General features: G+C 58.9%; 13 protein-coding genes. 5 read left to right on the top strand and 8 right to left on the bottom strand.

Annotated elements, in window-relative coordinates; genetic code table 11:
- Nucleotides 1–235: 235 nt before the first annotated feature.
- The 3 genes from gorA to ACGS9J_RS19795 form a co-directional block, all read right to left on the bottom strand.
- Entirely contained in the window at nt 236–1,588 is a 1,353-nt protein-coding gene (gorA, locus tag ACGS9J_RS19805; protein WP_442232487.1) for a glutathione-disulfide reductase, read from the bottom strand.
- Between the two features lie 129 nt (nt 1,589–1,717).
- Nucleotides 1,718–2,560 (bottom strand): 23S rRNA (adenine(2030)-N(6))-methyltransferase RlmJ, encoded by an 843-nt coding sequence (locus ACGS9J_RS19800; protein WP_442232486.1) that lies wholly within the window; start codon nt 2,558–2,560, stop codon nt 1,718–1,720.
- Between the two features lie 113 nt (nt 2,561–2,673).
- Entirely contained in the window at nt 2,674–3,573 is a 900-nt protein-coding gene (locus ACGS9J_RS19795; RefSeq protein WP_442232529.1) for a LysR family transcriptional regulator, read from the bottom strand.
- A gap of 109 nt (nt 3,574–3,682) precedes the next feature.
- On the opposite strand from ACGS9J_RS19795, the gene ACGS9J_RS19790 reads away from it, so the two are divergent.
- The 5 genes from ACGS9J_RS19790 (at nt 3,683) to ACGS9J_RS19770 (ending at nt 10,941) form a co-directional block, all read left to right on the top strand.
- A complete protein-coding gene (locus ACGS9J_RS19790; protein WP_442232485.1) occupies nt 3,683–5,125 on the top strand; it encodes an amidase in 1,443 nt (480 codons plus the stop codon).
- Nucleotides 5,126–5,209: 84 nt separating this feature from the next.
- On the top strand, nt 5,210–5,671 hold the full coding sequence (locus tag ACGS9J_RS19785; RefSeq protein WP_442232484.1) for an HIT family protein: 462 nt from the start codon (nt 5,210–5,212) through the stop codon (nt 5,669–5,671).
- A 120-nt stretch (nt 5,672–5,791) separates the two neighbouring features.
- The gene (prlC, locus tag ACGS9J_RS19780) at nt 5,792–7,834 is read left to right on the top strand and encodes an oligopeptidase A (RefSeq protein WP_442232483.1); all 2,043 of its coding nucleotides are present in this window, start codon (nt 5,792–5,794) and stop codon (nt 7,832–7,834) included.
- A gap of 8 nt (nt 7,835–7,842) precedes the next feature.
- Nucleotides 7,843–8,601, top strand: a complete 759-nt coding sequence (gene rsmJ / locus ACGS9J_RS19775; protein ID WP_442232482.1) for a 16S rRNA (guanine(1516)-N(2))-methyltransferase RsmJ — start codon at nt 7,843–7,845, stop codon at nt 8,599–8,601.
- Nucleotides 8,602–9,042: 441 nt separating this feature from the next.
- Nucleotides 9,043–10,941 carry a bifunctional metallophosphatase/5'-nucleotidase gene (locus ACGS9J_RS19770; protein ID WP_442232481.1) on the top strand — a complete coding sequence of 633 codons (1,899 nt, stop codon included), beginning with the start codon at nt 9,043–9,045 and terminating at the stop codon, nt 10,939–10,941.
- Between the two features lie 45 nt (nt 10,942–10,986).
- On the opposite strand, the gene ACGS9J_RS19765 is transcribed toward ACGS9J_RS19770, so the two are convergent.
- Genes ACGS9J_RS19765 through ACGS9J_RS19745 form a run of 5 tightly spaced genes read right to left on the bottom strand, consistent with a single transcriptional unit; the run spans nt 10,987 to nt 16,673 of the window.
- Nucleotides 10,987–11,586, bottom strand: a complete 600-nt coding sequence (locus ACGS9J_RS19765; protein ID WP_442232480.1) for a KpsF/GutQ family sugar-phosphate isomerase — start codon at nt 11,584–11,586, stop codon at nt 10,987–10,989.
- Nucleotides 11,586–13,223, bottom strand: coding sequence for an FGGY-family carbohydrate kinase (locus ACGS9J_RS19760; protein ID WP_442232479.1), 1,638 nt, complete (start codon nt 13,221–13,223; stop codon nt 11,586–11,588). Before ACGS9J_RS19760 ends, ACGS9J_RS19765 begins: the two co-directional genes overlap by 1 nt.
- Nucleotides 13,224–13,236: 13 nt before the next feature.
- Nucleotides 13,237–14,190, bottom strand: coding sequence for an ABC transporter permease (locus tag ACGS9J_RS19755; RefSeq protein WP_442232478.1), 954 nt, complete (start codon nt 14,188–14,190; stop codon nt 13,237–13,239).
- Nucleotide 14,191: 1 nt separating this feature from the next.
- A complete protein-coding gene (locus tag ACGS9J_RS19750; protein WP_442232477.1) occupies nt 14,192–15,181 on the bottom strand; it encodes an ABC transporter permease in 990 nt (329 codons plus the stop codon).
- On the bottom strand, nt 15,174–16,673 hold the full coding sequence (locus ACGS9J_RS19745; protein ID WP_442232476.1) for a sugar ABC transporter ATP-binding protein: 1,500 nt from the start codon (nt 16,671–16,673) through the stop codon (nt 15,174–15,176). The genes ACGS9J_RS19750 and ACGS9J_RS19745 overlap by 8 nt, the downstream gene beginning before the upstream one ends.
- Nucleotides 16,674–16,742: the final 69 nt, after the last annotated feature.

The raw sequence follows: 16,742 nt of genomic DNA, 5'->3' as shown, positions 1-16,742 counted from the left end.
GCCTATTTATCAGGCAAAATAATGGCAGAAAATGGAGGGGTGTGTCGAAGGAAAGGGTAAAGAGTACGAAAAGAAAAGGCCAGGGGTATCCTGGCCTCAGACTGCTGACAAAGCCCGTTATTAGGGAGAGCGTGCCGAAGGGGTCGTAGCGGCTTGTCCGCCGGAGCGCCCCTCGGTGCGCTAGGCCCGAGTATCTCGGGTCCAAAGACAACTTCGTTTTAGCTGATGCCAATGCTTAGCGCATGGTGACAAACTCTTCCGCGGCGGTCGGGTGGATCGCGACGGTGTTGTCGAAGTCTTTCTTGGTGGCGCCCATCTTAATCGCGACGGCGAAGCCCTGCAGGATCTCGTCCATGCCGAAACCGATGCCGTGCAGGCCGACAATCTTCTCTTCTTTGCCCACGCAGACCAGCTTCATGCGGCACGGTTGACGGTGCTGCGTCACGGCGCTGTACATGGCGGTGAAGGAAGATTTGTACACTTTCACGTTGTCCGCGCCGAATTTCTCAATCGCTTCCGGCTCGGTCAGGCCAATGGTACCGATCGGCGGGTGGCTGAACACCACGGTGGCGATGTTGCTGTAATCCAGGTGCTCTTCCGGCTTGTTGTTGAACAGGCGTTCGGACAGGCGGCGACCGGCGGCCACGGCGACCGGCGTCAGTTCGACAGCGCCGGTATTGTCACCCACGGCGTAAATCCCCTGTACGTTGGTATTTTGGTATTTATCGACGTCGATATAGCCTTTTTCGTTGGTTTTCACCCCGGTTACGGCCAGGTTCAGGTTATCGGTCGCCGGCTCGCGGCCAATCGCCCACACCAGGCTGTCGACGGTGAATTCCTTGCCGTTTTCCAGTTGCAGCGTCAGGCTGCCGTCGGCGTTCTTGACGATGGCTTTTGGCACGGATTCGGTGTGCAGGCTTGGCCCTTCGGTGTTCATCACTTCGACCAGGGTTTCGACCACCATCGGATCGAAAGTGCGCAGCGGCGCGTGTTTACGCACGAACAGGTGCGTTTCGGCACCCAGCGCGTTCAATACGCCGGCGATTTCCACGGCGATGTAACCTGCGCCCACAACCGCAACGCGTTTCGGCATGGCGTCCAGATCGAAGAAGCCGTCGGAGTCGATGCCGTATTCTGCACCCGGAATGTCAGGGTGGCTTGGGCGGCCGCCGGTGGCGATCAGGATATGGTCGGCGGTGATCTTTTCACCGTTCACTTCCACCGTGTGGGCGTCGATAAAGCGCGCGAAGCCTTTGATCACGTCGACCTTGTTTTTGCCCAGCACGTTGTCGTAGGAATTATGGATGCGGTCGATATAAGCTGTGCGGTTAGCGACCAGCTTCTTCCAGTCAAACGCGTTGACGGTGGTATCGAAACCGTAATCCGGGCCGTACAGGTGGATGGCCTCGGCGATTTGCGCCGCATGCCACATAACTTTTTTCGGTACACAACCCACGTTGACGCAGGTGCCGCCCAGTTCCTTGGCTTCAATCAGTGCGCATTTCTGGCCGTACATGGCTGCCCGGTTGATCGATGCGATGCCGCCGCTGCCGCCGCCAATTGCTAGATAATCGTAATGTTTGGTCATCTGGGATTTCCATGAATTGTGTGAATCGAAGAGCGTAAGAGTTTAACGCCTGATGCAGGTTTGTCGCAAAGATTGCGTCGATGGCTGTGATAGGTGGGGTAAAGGCGCGGCAGGCCGCGCCCCGGAAGCTTATTCCGGCACCACCCAGTTAACCAAATGGTGACCATTGCCGGACGGCACCAAGGTTTTGTGCAGCCACGGCAACACGTTTTTCATCTGTTGTTCCAGCTTCCACGGCGGGTTAATCACGATCATGCCGGAGGCGGTCATGCCGCGTTGGTCGCTGTCGGGTCTTACCGCCAGTTCGATCTGCAGAATATTGCGGATGCCGGTGGCTTCCAGATCTTTCAGCATGCGCTTGATTTGCTGGCGCATCACCACCGGGTACCACAACGCATAGGTGCCGGTAGCAAAGCGTTTGTAGCCTTCCTGCAGGCCTTTTACCACGTCCTGGTAATCGGTTTTCATTTCGTACGGCGGGTCCATCAGGATCAGCCCACGGCGTGACTGCGGTGGCAACTGGGATTTCAACTGCTGGTAGCCGTCGGCGCGTTGCACCTTGGCGCGCTCGTCCTTCTGGAACTCACTGCGCAGCAACGGGAAGTCGCTTGGGTGCAGTTCGGTCAGGTGGATTTTATCCTGCGGGCGCAGCAGTTGGCGGGCAATCAGTGGCGAGCCAGGGTAGTAACGCAACCTTTCGGTACGGTTAAAGTTGTGCACGACGCTCATGTAGGCCGCCAGCTCTTCCGGCAGGTCATCACGTTGCCACAGCAGACCGATGCCTTCCAGGTATTCCCCGGTGCGTTCGGCGTGCTCACCGCTCAGCTGATAGCGCCCTGCGCCGGAGTGGGTATCCAGGTACAGGAACGGCTTCTCTTTTTCTTTCAGCGATTCGATGATCAGGCTTTGAACGGTGTGCTTGAGCACGTCGGCGTGGTTGCCGGCGTGGAAACTGTGGCGGTAACTTAACATGGCTTGTGGTAATTCCTTGTGCTCCCGACGGAGCCTGCTGAACAGATTAAAGGCTTATATTCTGCACAGTATAAACTGTCTGGACGGGAAAAAGTGAAATGCGTTACCGCGAGCTACTCCAGAGCGTCAACTACCTGCTCGCGCAACCAGCTATGGGCCGGATCAAGGTGCGATCGCTCATGCCATACCATCACCATGTCATAGCCGGGTATTTCCAGCGGTGCCGGCCAGGTGCGCAGACTGCCCAGCAGCTCGCCCAGCATGCGCGAAGGCAGCATCGCGACCATATCGGATCTCGCCAGCAGCGCGGGGATGAACAGGAAGTGCGGCAGCGACATCACAACGCGCCGCGCTAATCCTTGTGCTTCCAACAGCGTGTCAATCAGGGTGCGAAAACCGCCGCCGTCTTGCGAGACCATCACAAACTCCAACTGACAAAACTGCTCCAGCGAAGGCGGAGCCTGCAACAATGGGTGATCACGACGGCCTACCAGCAGGTACTCCTCGCGAAACAGCTGCCGGTGGCGCAGCTCGGCGGGCGCTTCTTCCCGTGCCAGAAAACCGAGGTCGATCACGCCGTCCGCCAGTTCGCGGCTCATGTGTTTCGGTGACGCTTCGCGGATCGCCAGACGGGATTTTGGTGCCGCCAACCGCAGTTTGGGCAGCATCGGCAGCAGGATGGCGTATTCGGCGGCGTCGGCGGCGGCCAGTTGCCAGGTCATTTCGGCCAACAGCGGATCAAAGGGGTGTTCCGGCGCCACCAGACGGCCGAGATCGGCCAGCGTCTGGCGCAGCGGCGTCAGCAGACCGAGTGCGCGCGCCGTGGGCAACATTCCTCGCGGGCCGGGCAGCAGCAGGGGATCATGATAAATCTCGCGCAGTTTGGCGAGTTGAATGCTGACCGAAGGCTGGCTCAGATTGAGGCGCGCTGCCGCGCGTGTCACGTTGCGCTCGCTGAGCAGCGCTTCCAGCGTGACCAGCAAGTTGAGATCGACCCGCTTTAAATTGTTGATAACTATTCCTCGTATTAAATCTATCAATTTCAACTATAGCGCCAATCCTCCTACCGTGAAATGGACGTCGGAAAAGCCGGCGAAACCATAACGGATGAAGGAAGAGACGATGAAATTGAGCGAGTACGTTAGCTACGATGCGCTGGGGTTGGCCGAACTGGTACAGGGTGGTGAAGTCAGTGCGCAAGAGCTGCAGCAAGCGGCGAGTGCTGCGGTGGCGGCGGTAAACCCGACGATCAACGCGGTGGTGGAACATTGGTCGCAACCACAGACGCAGGGGAACGGTCCGCTGTCCGGCGTGCCCTTCTTGATCAAGGATATCGCCATCAGCATGGCCGGTAAGCGTCTTGAACTGGGCAGCCGGTTGGCACAAGGCCATATCGCCGCTGAAGACAGCTATCTGATGAGTAATATCCAGCGTGCAGGGCTGGTGACCTTTGGCCGAACCACCACGCCGGAGATGGCGTTCAGCACCACAACCGAAGCGGTGCTTTACGGCCCCACGCGCAATCCCTGGAACCCTGATTTCAGCGCCGGTGGTTCCAGCGGAGGAGCCGGTGCGGCGGTCGCTGCCGGGATCGTGCCTATGGCTCATGCCACTGATGCCGCCGGTTCTATTCGCGTACCGGCTTCGTCGAATGGGCTGTTTGGCCTCAAACCGACGCGCGGTCGGGTATCACATGGCCCGAGGATGGATGAAGTGTTCAACGGTTTTGGCGTTCAATTGGGGCTGAGTCGCACGGTACGCGACAGCGCCGCTCTACTGGATGCGTTACAGCACCCACATCCCGGTGAACCTTATTACACGGCACCGCAGGCAGAGAGCTGGCTGTCGCAGGTCACCCGCGAGCCTGGCCGATTGCGTATCGGCATGATGACCCAGGCGTGGAATGGGGGAAAAACCGATCCGCAAATAGTCCGGGCCACTCACGACACCGCTGTGCTGCTGAGCGAACTGGGCCATCAGGTGACCGAGGCGGAAATGGCCATTGGCGTCAGTTGGCAGGAACTGGTATTCGCCAATGCGCAAATTTGGTGTGCCAATCTGGTCGGTTGGGTCGAAGGGCTGAGCCAAACCACCGGGCGAGCGATTTCAACCGACATGCTGGAGCCGGAAACACTGGCCTGTTACCGCTACGGGTTGGCTGCCAGGGCGGTGGATATGGTTGCGGCGCTTGAGGTGCGTAACCGGGTGACCCGTGCCGTGGGGGCCTATTTCCAGCAGTACGATCTGTTGTTGACCCCGACCCTGCCCGATTTGCCCTGGCGGATCGGCCGTTACGGCACCGGGACGGCCGACATGAATGGTCTGGAGTGGACCGCGCATTTATTCGACCATTCACCGTTCACGCCGGTGTTTAACGTGGCAGGCGTGCCGGCGATGTCGGTACCGCTGGCGCATGACGCGCAACACAATCTGCCGATCGGCATGCAATTCGTGGCCGGTTTTGGCCGTGAGGATCAGTTGCTGCAACTGGCGGGGCAACTGGAGCGGGCTGCGCCCTGGCATCAACGGCATCCGGCTATTTGGGCGGGAAATGCAGGGCAGTAGCAGTCAAAAGGCAAAATATCCGCTATGTTGCTGAAAGGTTTTTTACGGCGGGCCGTTGCTCGCCGCTGCATTCTGGAGGGGACGATGAGCTGCATCTTTTGCGAAATGGTGGCGGGCAGGGTGCCGTGCCATAAAATTTGGGAGGACGATAACCATATGGCGTTCCTTTCCATCTATCCGAATACCGAGGGGTTCAGCGTGGTGATCCCCAAGGCGCACTATGAGAGCTACGCTTTTGCGTTGCCGGATGAGGTGCTCGGCGAACTGATGTTGGCGACCAAGCGGGTGGCGCAGTTGCTCGACCGGGCGTTTGACGACGTGGGCCGTTGCGGCATGGTGTTCGAAGGTTTTGGCGTCGACCATGTGCATGCCAAGCTGATCCCGATGCACGGCACTGCTGCGCTGGAGCAATGGCAGCCGATCGAGTCGACCTCGACGAAGTTTTTCGACCGTTATGAAGGCTATCTGTCTTCCCACGATGCGCCGCGTGCCGACGACGAACATCTGGCCGTGCTGGCGACGCAGATCCGCCAGAGTGCGGTTTAAGGCACTATCTATCAACGCCGGACCATTGATTTTCCTGCCGCTTGGCTCCATGTTAAGTATTCATACGCATTTTAAGGCCTGCCCACTGTGGCGGGCCCCAACGCTAATCAGGACTGCCCTATGACAAATCCGTTGCTGACCCCGTTTTCCCTGCCGCCGTTTTCCGCCATTCGCCCAGAAGATATCGTGCCTGCGGTGCAATCCGCCCTGGACGACTGCCGCGCTGCGGTAGAGCGCGTTGTCGCGCAGCCGGGGCCATTCACCTGGGATAACCTGTGTCAGCCGCTGGCGGAGTCCGACGATCGTCTGTCGCGCATCTGGTCGCCGGTGGGGCATCTGAACTCGGTGAAAAACAGCCCGGAACTGCGTGCCGCCTATGAGCAGGCGCTGCCGTTGCTGTCTGAGTACGGCACCTGGGTAGGGCAGCACGAAGGGCTGTACCAGGCGTACCGCAGCCTGAAAGAAGGCGAAGCCTTCAATCAACTGACCGCGCCGCAGCGCAAGTCGGTAGAAAACGCGCTGCGTGATTTCGAGCTGTCGGGCATCGGCCTGTCGCCGGAAAAACAGCATCGCTACGGCGAGATTGTCGCGCGCCTGTCCGAACTGGGTTCCACTTACAGCAACAACGTGCTCGACGCCACCATGGGCTGGAGCAAGTTGATCACCGATCAAACCGAACTTAGCGGCCTGCCGGAAAGCGCGCTGGCTCAGGCCCAGGCGATGGCGCAGGCCAAAGAGCAGGAAGGCTGGTTGCTGACGCTGGATATGCCAAGCTATCTGCCGGTGCTGACTTACGGCGACAACCGCGCGCTGCGTGAAGAAATGTATCGTGCTTTTGCCACTCGCGCCTCCGATCAGGGGCCGAACGCCGGCAAATGGGACAACAGCGAAGTGATGGCGGAAACGCTGGCGCTGCGCCACGAACTGGCCCAACTGCTGGGCTTTGGCAGCTACGCCGACAAGTCGCTGGCGACCAAAATGGCGGAAAACCCAGAGCAGGTGCTCGGCTTCCTGAGCGATTTGGCCAAACGCGCCCGTCCGCAGGCCGAGCAGGAACTGGCTCAGCTGCGTGCCTTCGCCAAACAGCATTACGGTGTGGATGAGCTGGAAGCCTGGGATATCACCTATTACGGCGAAAAGCAGAAACAACACCTGTTCTCGATCAGCGACGAGCAACTGCGCCCTTACTTCCCGGAACAGCGGGTGGTGGAAGGGCTGTTCGAAGTGGTCAAACGCATTTACGGCATCACCGCCAAAGAGCGCAAGGATGTGGATACCTGGCATCCGGAAGTACGCTTCTTCGATCTGTTCGATGCTAACGGCGAGCTGCGCGGCAGCTTCTATCTCGACCTGTATGCGCGCGAAAACAAGCGCGGCGGGGCCTGGATGGACGACTGCGTCGGCAGCCTGCGCAAGGCCAACGGCGAACTGCAAAAACCGGTCGCCTACCTGACCTGTAACTTCAACCGTCCGCTGGGCGACAAACCGGCGCTGTTCACCCATAACGAAGTGACCACGCTGTTCCACGAGTTCGGTCACGGTCTGCACCATATGCTGACTCAGATCGACACCGCCGGTGTTTCCGGCATTAGCGGTGTGCCATGGGACGCGGTCGAATTGCCGAGCCAGTTTATGGAAAACTGGTGCTGGGAGCCGGAAGCGCTGGCGTTTATCTCCGGCCATTATCAAAGCGGCGAGCCGCTGCCGAAAGAGATGCTGGACAAGCTGCTGGCGGCTAAAAACTACCAGGCGGCGCTGTTTATCCTGCGTCAGTTGGAATTTGGCCTGTTCGATTTCCGCATGCACGCCGAATACAGCCCAGAGAAAGGGGCGCAGATCCTGCCAACGCTGGCAGAAGTGAAAAAAATGGTGGCGGTAGTGCCTTCACCAAGCTGGGGTCGTTTCCCGCATGCTTTCAGCCATATCTTTGCCGGCGGTTACGCGGCGGGTTACTACAGCTACCTGTGGGCGGAAGTGCTGTCGGCCGATGCCTATTCGCGCTTTGAGGAAGAGGGGATTTTCAACGCCGAAACCGGCAAATCCTTCCTCGACAACATCCTGTCGCGCGGCGGTTCGGAAGAGCCGATGGAACTGTTCAAACGCTTCCGTGGCCGAGAGCCGCAGCTGGATGCTATGCTGCGCCATTACGGCATTAAAGGATAACCCCACCGGTGAGCGTGTGTTTATTGTGTGAAGAAGGCGCCGATCCCGGCGCCTTGTCTATTCTGGCGGAACGCTGGCAATTAGTTTCGGATGACGACGCGACGATGGCGTTGGTGTTGACGCCGGAACGGCTCGAGCTGCGCAAGCGCGACGAACCCAAACTGGGGGCGATCTACGTCGATTTCATCTCCGGCACTATGGCGCACCGGCGCCGCTTCGGCGGCGGGCGCGGCGAGGCGGTGGCGAAGGCGGTCGGCATCAAGGGCAGCTATCGACCTGACGTGGTGGATGCTACGGCCGGTTTGGGGCGCGATGCCTTTGTGCTGGCGTCGCTGGGGTGCCGGGTTCGGATGCTGGAGCGCAACCCGGTGGTGGCTGCCTTGCTGGACGATGGCCTGCGGCGCGGCTATCAGGATGGGGAAATCGGCCCGTGGCTGCGTGAGCGCATGACGCTGCTGCACGCCTCCAGCCTGACGGCATTGGGTGATATCAACCCACGGCCGGAGGTGGTGTACCTGGATCCCATGTATCCCCACAAGCAGAAAAGCGCGCTGGTGAAGAAAGAGATGCGGGTATTCCAGTCGCTGGTGGGCAGCGACGACGACGCCGATGGTCTGCTGGAACCGGCACGCCGCCTGGCGACCAAGCGCGTGGTGGTCAAGCGACCGGATTACGCCCCGCCGCTGGCTAACGTACAGGCGCATGCGGCGTCGACCACCAAGAGTCATCGTTTCGATATATATATGCCCTATCCCCTTCATACTTGACGCTGTATCTGTGTTGGCTGCATTACTCGGCCCGTCCATGGGCCTCGCCCCTTAACGGGGCCAACGCAAACGTTGTTCAAATCTGTTCCCGACAGATTTGTTGTGCGCCCCAGTCACTTACTTGAGTAAGCTCCTGGGGACTTACAAACTTGCCGCCTTGATACAACGCCAATTATTTAGGGCATAGAGGGCGAAATAGGGAGGTATTCATTGATCCACCTCCCAATTTTATTTTTTACCTTGCAAAGATACTGGCAAGCTTGTGTTCCTGATCGCATGATTCCTGTTCGTTCCCCTTCCTATACCCTATGGCTTTCAAGTTGCAGCTAGGCGGCCAGCTCGCTCATCCCCAGGCGCTTACTTTAGTAAGTAACTGGGGTGAGCGAGTGCAGGTAACAACGCTGCGGCTTGAAAGACGACGGGTATATAATTAGATGAAAAATGAAGAAGACACTCCTTGCTGCTTTGCTTTGCCTGGGTACCTCTGCAATCGCTTCTGAACCTGTCAATATCACCATCCTTGGCACCTCTGATCTGCACGGCACCTTTGTGCCCTGGGATTACTCGACCGACACTGAAAATCTGGCCGGCAGCCTGAGCCAAATCGCCACTCAGGTGCAACAGGTACGCGCCAAGCAGCCGAACGTGATCCTGGTCGATGCTGGTGACACCATTCAGGGCAACTTTGTCGAGACGTTTAAAAACGACAAAACCAGCCCGATGATCCTCGGCTTTAACGCGCTGGACTATGACGTCTGGGTGATGGGCAATCACGAATTCGACTTCGGCCTCAAACCGCTTTCCACCTCACTGAACCAGTTCAAGGGCACGGCATTGGCCGGCAATATTTTGTGGGAGAGCGGCAAGCCCTACTTGCCGGCGTATAAAATCATCGAACGTCAGGGGGTGAAAATCGGCATTATCGGCATGGATACGCCGATGACCGCGGAGTTCGCCAAAGGCACCGACCGGGTGAAAGGGCTGAACTTTACCGATCCGGTGCAGGCGGTGAAGCAGGTGATCCAGCAGATTCAGGGTGAAGTGGACGCCATTGTGCTGGTGGCCCACATGGGGATCGACAACGAGAACCAGCGCCCGGGCACCGGCGTGGGCGACATTGCCCGCGCTAACCCGGAACTGGCGGCGATCGTCGCCGGGCATATGCATGTGAAAGTCGATAAAGAAGTGATTAACGGCGTGATTGTCACCGAACCGGACAAGTATGGTCGCGCGCTGTCACGCATCGATTTGCAGTTTGAGCAGCACAACGGCAAGTACGTGCTGATCAACAAAGACAGCTACACCTATCCGATCAAAGGCATAGCGTCGGATAAGGCGTTGGAAGAGATTTATCAGCCCTACCACAAGATTTTGCGCGCTAATGCCAACCGACCGATTGCGCAGCTCAGCGGCCAGGATCTGGTGCCGCCGGATGCGGTGAAGGGCATTCCGCAGGTGCACGTGCAGGATACCGGCATCAGCAAACTGTATCAGGAAGCCAGTCGTTACTATGCGCCACAGGCGCAGGTGATTGCGTTGCAGATTGATAACGACCGACCGAAATTGAACGTCGGCACCATCACTGCCAAAGATATCGCCTTCAATTATCAATATGCCGGCGGTGAGATCACCGTTTACCAGCTCAGCGGCAAAGAGTTGAAAAAGTACATGGAATGGTCGGCGGGCTACTTCAATCAGCTGCATGATGGCGACGTGACCTACAGCTTCAACCCGCAGCGTCGTGCGTCCAAATACTCCACCAATGATTTCTTCGATGGCGTGACCTATAAAATCGACCTGCGCCAACCGGCCGGGCAGCGCATTCGCGATCTGTACATGGCCGACGGCACACCGGTGACCGACAGCACGCCGATCCGTCTGGGCATGAACAGCTACCGCATGGGGCATCTGACGCAAAAAGGCGGCGCGCTGGAAGGCATGCAGTTCCCGGTGCTGTCGGACAGCAAGGCGGAATATGGCGAAGAGGCCGGAACCATCCGCAATCTGACCATCCGTTATCTGACCGAAGTGAAAAAAGGCCAGTATCAGGGGCAGGCGGTGCAGCGCTGGCAGTTGGTCGGGTTGGAAGGCTATGAACCTGAGCGTAAAATCGTCGAAAAACTGCTGAACGACGGCAAAATCAGCGTACCGGTCAGCGAAGATGGGCGTTACGGTAATGTCGCGTCGTTCAACGTGAAACCGCTGCTGATCGGCGAGCCGCAGGCGCGCCAACGGCAACAGGCCGCGTTGAAAGCGCAGTTGACCGCCGCCAGCGATCCGGTGGTGAAAAAGCGTTTGAGCGATCAGTTAGTGATTCTCGAGGCGATTAACAAGGCCTGAGAGTGATAACGGGCTCGGCATGCCTATGCCGGGCCCTTCCTCGAACTAGTTCCCCTGCAGCAAGCGCTTGCCGACATCCCCACCCGGATGTACCGCCAGCAGCGTTTCTTTGTCGTAACCGCTACGCTCCATCAGGCAGGCACAGGCCGCGTCGAAGATTGCCAATACCAGCACGATAGAGGTGGTTGCCAGCATATTCAGCGGATCTATCTCATTTTCCACGCCGGTGCGCATCACCAATTTCGCCGCTTTGGCGATCGCCGAATCCGGATTTTCCGTCACGCCGATCAGCGGCACGCCCTTGGCCTGCAATGTCGGCAGCAGGCGGGTTAGTTCGTCGGAATTGCCGCCGCGTGAAATCAGGATCATCAGGTCATCGCCGCGCAGAAAGCCCAGATCGCCGTGCGCCGCATCGGTGGCGTTCAGGTAGATAGCCGGTCGTTCTACGCAGGCCAGCATATGGGCAATTTTGCGTGCCGCGATGCCGGAAGTCCCGACGCCGGTGACCACAATTTTGCCCCGGCACTCCGCCAGCAGCGTCAGCAGTCGTTGCCAGCTTTGCGCGTCGATGCGTTGGCCCAACTGGGCCAGCTCCCGGCTGTAGATTGCCCAGGCTTCAGTGGCCCGCTGCCATTCCTGCTGCATCAGGCTTCCTCCTGCATCAGTTGGCGGTATTTCATGTGATCGTTATACAGCTCATGGAACACGCGGTATTTACGGTCGTAATAGCGTTTGATTTTGTTGGTCTGTGGCGTCACGGTTTTACCGATGCGGCTCATGGCGCTCATGGCTTCCGGCAGGGTGTCGAATACCCCGGCCGCCACGGTACCCATCATCGCACCGCCCAACAGCATCGCCTCGCTCTCTTCCGGCAACAGCATGGCGCAGCCGGTGGCATTGGCATGTTCCTGCACGAAAATCGGGTTTTTGGTGCCGCCGCCGCTGGCCATGATGGTGTCGATGCGGTAACCGCTTTGGTTCATGGTTTCGATAATATGGCGGGTTCCGAGCGCGATTGCCTGGATGGTCGCCAGATAATGCAACGCCATGTCTTCCGGGGTGCGTGACAGCTTCAGCCCGGTCAGGGTGCCGGTTAGCGTCGGGTTGGCGCGTGGCGAACGGTTGCCGTGGAAATACGGCAACATATGAATGTCCTGGGTCAGGAAGGCAATGTCCTCCGGCTCCCCGGCCATGCGGCGCAGCAGGGCATTCAGCATTTCATAAATCGTCTGCCCCTGAGTTTTTGCCTGCGCCAGCAGCTCCTGATAACAAGGATGCGACTGGATCACGTGGTCAATCAGCGCGCCGGTCGCGGACTGGCCGCCCTCGTTCAGCCAGTATTCCGGCAGGATCGCCGAGTAATACGGCCCCCATACGCCGCCGATAAAGCGCGCGGTGCGGGACATTGCCATATGGCCGGTGGAGGTGCCGCCGATCAACGCGACGCGGCGGTTAAAGTCTGCCACTTCACCGGAAACCCCGGTCGCGCCCAGCGTGCCGAGGGTCCCGGCGTGGGCATCGATGATCGAAACGCTGACCGCCGTGCCGGCAATCAGCCCCATTTCACTGGCGGCTCGCTGGGTGAGGCCGTGACCGAGTGGTTCGCCCATCATTTTGACGTCGCTGCCGATCTTGGCGGCATCGTGCTCCAGCACGTCTTCCAACCCAATCTGTTTGAAATAGCTTTTGTCCCAGCGCTGCTCATGGCCGAGATAGGTCCATTTGCACACCGTTGAACACAGCGAACGGGTGGCGTCCTGGGTGGCGCGCCAGGTGAGGAAGTCCGGCAGATCAAACAGGTAACCGGCGTTGGCCCAGGTGGTGGGCATATGCTGTTTCAGCCACAGCATTTTGGGGGTCTGCATCTCCGGCGAAATGATGCCGCCAACGAAATCCAGCACCCGGTGTTTGGTGGCGTTGATGCGTTCGGCCTGGGTGATGGCCCGGTGATCCATCCACACGATGATGTTTTGCTCGGTGCGGCCGGACGGGCTGACGGTCAGCGGTTGGCCCTCTTTGTCCAGCACCACCAGGGAGCAGGTAGCGTCGAAACCCAGCCCTTTGACCTGAATCGGGTTGATGTCGGCCTGATTGACCGCATCGCGCACCGCGTTGCATACCGCCTGCCAGATGTTGTCCGAGGACTGCTCAACGAAATCCGTCTTTGGGCGGTACAGGTCGATAGTTCGGCTGGCCTGTCCGACCATGTGGCCGTTGAGATCGAATACCCCTGCGCGCGCACTTCCGGTGCCTACATCTACGCCAATAAAATAGCTCGCCATTATATTTCTCCAGTCAGGCTTTTCGATTCTGTAATGCGATAAACAGGATCAGCACCGCACCCCACAGGGCCATGGTCAGATAGCTGCTGACGCCCAGCAGGTTGAGGCCGCTTTCCAGCATTTGCAGCACAATCAGTGCCAGCACCAGGCCCAGCACCCGGCCAAAACCGCCGTCCGGATTAATGCCGCCCAGCACCGAGGCCAGAATGGTCACCAGCAGATAGGATTCGCCGTAACCGGCCTTGGCCGAGTTGAATTTGGCCATCATCAGCAGTGCCGCGCCCCAGCCGAGCAGGGCAGACAGGATATACACCGCGATCTGCACCCGGGCGGTGTTCACCCCGCTAAAACGGGTGGCTTGCTCGTTGGAGCCAATCAGATACAGGCTGCGCCCGAGCGTGGTGTGCTCCAGCAACAGCCACAGGCCAACGGAAACCAGCAGGAACAGCAGCAGCGCCACGGGAATGCCGAGCAGGCTGCCGTTGCCGAGATACTGAATGGCCGCCGGGAAGCCGGAGATCACCGCGCCGTTGGACAGCAGAATATTCAGGCCGGTGATCAGCGTCATGGTGCCGAGCGAAGCCAGGATGGGCGAAACGCCGACCCAGGCGACCAGCACGCCGTTAAGCGCGCCAATGGCGACGGCGACCAGCAGCCCGGCCAGCAGCGCCAGCGCCAGAAACAGCGGTTGGTCCGGGTGGCTGACGATAATCGCCGCCATCACCAGCGAGCAGGCATTGGCACCGGCGATAATCGACAGATTGATGCCGCCGGTCAGCATGGTAATGCCCATACCGAGCGCCAGCATGCCGAGGATCGGCAACTGCGAGGCGATCGACTGGAAATTGCCGAGGCTGAAGAAGCGCGATCCGAGCAGCCCGGCGAACAGCAGCGCGACAACGATGATAATCACGCTTTGCAGGCGGATGATCCGATCGTTGGGGATCAAACGGGTTAACTGGGTCATGTCATAGCTCCTTGGCCAGCTTGCGTTTTTCATTCCAGGCGGTGCTGCTGATGCTGATCAAAATGATCGCGCCGCTGAACACCTGGTGCCAATAGGCCGACACGCTGAGCAGCGTCAGACCGTTCTGCAGGAAGGCCAGCAGCACCACGCCGAGCAGCGTGCCGGTCAGCGAACCGCGTCCGCCGGTCATGCTGGTGCCGCCCAGTACCACCGCCGCCAGCACCGTCAACTCAAAACCGAGCAATGAATTGGGTGCTACCGACTGGGTTATCTGCGCCTGCACCACCGCGGCGATACCCGCCAGAATGCCCATGTAACCGTAAACGTAAAAGTGCAGCCGCAGCAGGTTCAGGCCCAGACGCGACGCCGCATCGCGGTTGCCGCCCATGGCGAAGATCTGACGGCCGAGGCGGGTGAAATTCATCAGCACGCCGGTGACGATAATCACCGCCAGCAGGCACAACAGCGGCAGCGTCAGGCCATAGTCATAACCGTCGGTACCCTGGAACGAGAACCAGCTGATGCCGTCCATAAACCAGTCGGGGAAACCGTACAGCCAGGTGCCGTTGGTGGCGTACACCAGTAAGCCGTAGAACAGGTTCAGCGTGGCGATGGTAATAATGATCGCCGGCACCTTCAGCCAGTAGACCAGAAAGCCGTTCACCAGGCCGAGCAGCAGCCCGACGCCCATCGCCAGTGCGAATGCCAATGGGAAACCGCCGCCGTGCTGAATGACCCAACTGGCCATCACGTACTGCGCAATCGAGGTGATTGCCGGGAACGAAATGTCGATGCCGCCGGCAATCAGCACCACGAACAGGCCGCAGGCAAGAATGCCGAGAATGGCGTAGCTGGTGGCGACGTCGGTCAGGTTGCCCAGCGTCAGAAACTCGCTGGTGCTGACGCTCAGACCGACAGCCAGCAGCAACACCAGCAGGCCCAGGTAAAACTCATGTCGGCCGGCCAGGCGGGCCAATAATGACTTATCCATTCACCACCTCGGCGATCTGTTGTTCGGTACTGTGGTGCGGCGAAAACTCGGCGATCAGCTCGCCCTTGCGCATCACCATCACCCGATGGCTGTTGTAATAGGCTTCCGGGATCTCGTCGCAGATCATCAGCACTGCCATGCCGAGCGCGGCCAGATCTTTGGCGATCTGGTAGATCCCCTCTTTGTTGGCGATATCTACCCCGACGGTCGGCGAGTCGAGGATCAGGATCTTCGGCTGCGTCGCGACCCACTTGGCGATAGCGATACGTTGGGCGTTACCGCCGGACAGGGTTTTTACCGGCAACGCGCTGTCGGACACCTTGATGTTCAGATCGCGGATCAGTCGGTTGACCAGCTCGGTCGCTTTGGCATGGTCCAGCAGCCCGAGTGGGGTATGCAGTTGATCAAACACCGTGACGATGGTGTTGTCGTAGATCGACTGCTCCATGATCAGCCCTTGCGTCAGACGATCCTCCGACACATAGCCGATCCCCTGGCGCACCGCTTCACGGTTGTTGTGCAGCCGCACCGGTTGGCCGTCGATCCGAATTTCGCCGCTGTCGGGGCGGGTCATGCCGAACAGGCTGAGGCACAGTTCAGTACGGCCTGCGCCGAGCAGCCCGACGATCGAAACGATCTCGCCGCCGTGCAGGGAAAGGTTGATGTCCTGGTATTTGCCGCGTCGGCTGAGGTTGCGGACTTCGAGCAGCGGAGCGCTGTCGATGGACGCCAGCGACGGCAGTTGGCTGTAGTGGAAGCGTTGGCCGGTCATCAGGAACGCCAGTTCATGGCTGTCCAACTGGCTGGCCGGATAGGTGCCGACCAGCTTGCCGTCGCGCATTACGCTGATGCGGTCGGCGACTTCCATCACTTCATCCAGCCGGTGGCTGACAAATACCACGCAGATGCCTGCCGCTTTCAGTTCGTTGACCACCCGCAGCAGGCCGTCGACCTCTTGCCGCGTCAGCGAGGCGGTCGGCTCATCCATGATCACCAGCCGCGCTTCGGCGGCAATGGCGCGGCATATCGCCACCAGTTGGCGATCGGCAATCGACAGCTTTTCGACTTTCTTGTCGGGATCGATATGTACGCCAACCCGCGCCATGGCGTCCAGCGCCGTTTGGCGCATCACCTGCTTGCGCACCCAGAAATGGCCGCCGGGCAGGTAGCGGTGAATGGCGATATTTTCCGCTACGGTCAGATTGGGGAATAACGACAAATCCTGATAAATCACCTGAATGCCGTAATAACCGGACAGTTGCGGCGTCAGAGAATGAAAGAGTTTACCTTCCAGCGAAATATTGGCGCCTTTTTCCGGCTGATAAACACCGGAAATGATTTTAATTATGGTGCTTTTGCCGCAGCCATTTTGTCCGGCCAGGCAATGCACTTCGCCAATATTGAGCGTCAGGTTGATCTGGTCCAGTGCCAGCACGCCTGGAAATTGTTTACTGATATTTTCCAGAGTGATAAATGCGGTGGATGTGGTCATAGCGTTAACCTGTGCAGGTTTTATTATGGTAGTGACTAAAACTCGGGGCGCAATATATTGCGCCCTTCG

The organism is Serratia quinivorans (assembly GCF_052113645.1).
GTDB lineage: Bacteria > Pseudomonadota > Gammaproteobacteria > Enterobacterales > Enterobacteriaceae > Serratia > Serratia quinivorans_B.
The sequence above is the reverse complement of the archived record's forward strand: the minus strand, read 5'-3'. Positions and strand labels throughout refer to the sequence as shown.

What these genes read in the sequence shown, in the direction of transcription:
- gorA (WP_442232487.1), bottom strand. Translation starts at nt 1,588, where the DNA reads ATGACCAAACATTACGATTATCTAGCAATTGGCGGCGGCAGCGGCGGC.
- ACGS9J_RS19800 (WP_442232486.1), bottom strand. Translation starts at nt 2,560, where the DNA reads ATGTTAAGTTACCGCCACAGTTTCCACGCCGGCAACCACGCCGACGTG.
- ACGS9J_RS19790 (WP_442232485.1), top strand. Translation starts at nt 3,683, where the DNA reads ATGAAATTGAGCGAGTACGTTAGCTACGATGCGCTGGGGTTGGCCGAA.
- ACGS9J_RS19785 (WP_442232484.1), top strand. Translation starts at nt 5,210, where the DNA reads ATGAGCTGCATCTTTTGCGAAATGGTGGCGGGCAGGGTGCCGTGCCAT.
- prlC (WP_442232483.1), top strand. Translation starts at nt 5,792, where the DNA reads ATGACAAATCCGTTGCTGACCCCGTTTTCCCTGCCGCCGTTTTCCGCC.
- ACGS9J_RS19770 (WP_442232481.1), top strand. Translation starts at nt 9,043, where the DNA reads ATGAAGAAGACACTCCTTGCTGCTTTGCTTTGCCTGGGTACCTCTGCA.
- ACGS9J_RS19765 (WP_442232480.1), bottom strand. Translation starts at nt 11,586, where the DNA reads ATGCAGCAGGAATGGCAGCGGGCCACTGAAGCCTGGGCAATCTACAGC.
- ACGS9J_RS19760 (WP_442232479.1), bottom strand. Translation starts at nt 13,223, where the DNA reads ATGGCGAGCTATTTTATTGGCGTAGATGTAGGCACCGGAAGTGCGCGC.
- ACGS9J_RS19755 (WP_442232478.1), bottom strand. Translation starts at nt 14,190, where the DNA reads ATGACCCAGTTAACCCGTTTGATCCCCAACGATCGGATCATCCGCCTG.
- ACGS9J_RS19750 (WP_442232477.1), bottom strand. Translation starts at nt 15,181, where the DNA reads ATGGATAAGTCATTATTGGCCCGCCTGGCCGGCCGACATGAGTTTTAC.
- ACGS9J_RS19745 (WP_442232476.1), bottom strand. Translation starts at nt 16,673, where the DNA reads ATGACCACATCCACCGCATTTATCACTCTGGAAAATATCAGTAAACAA.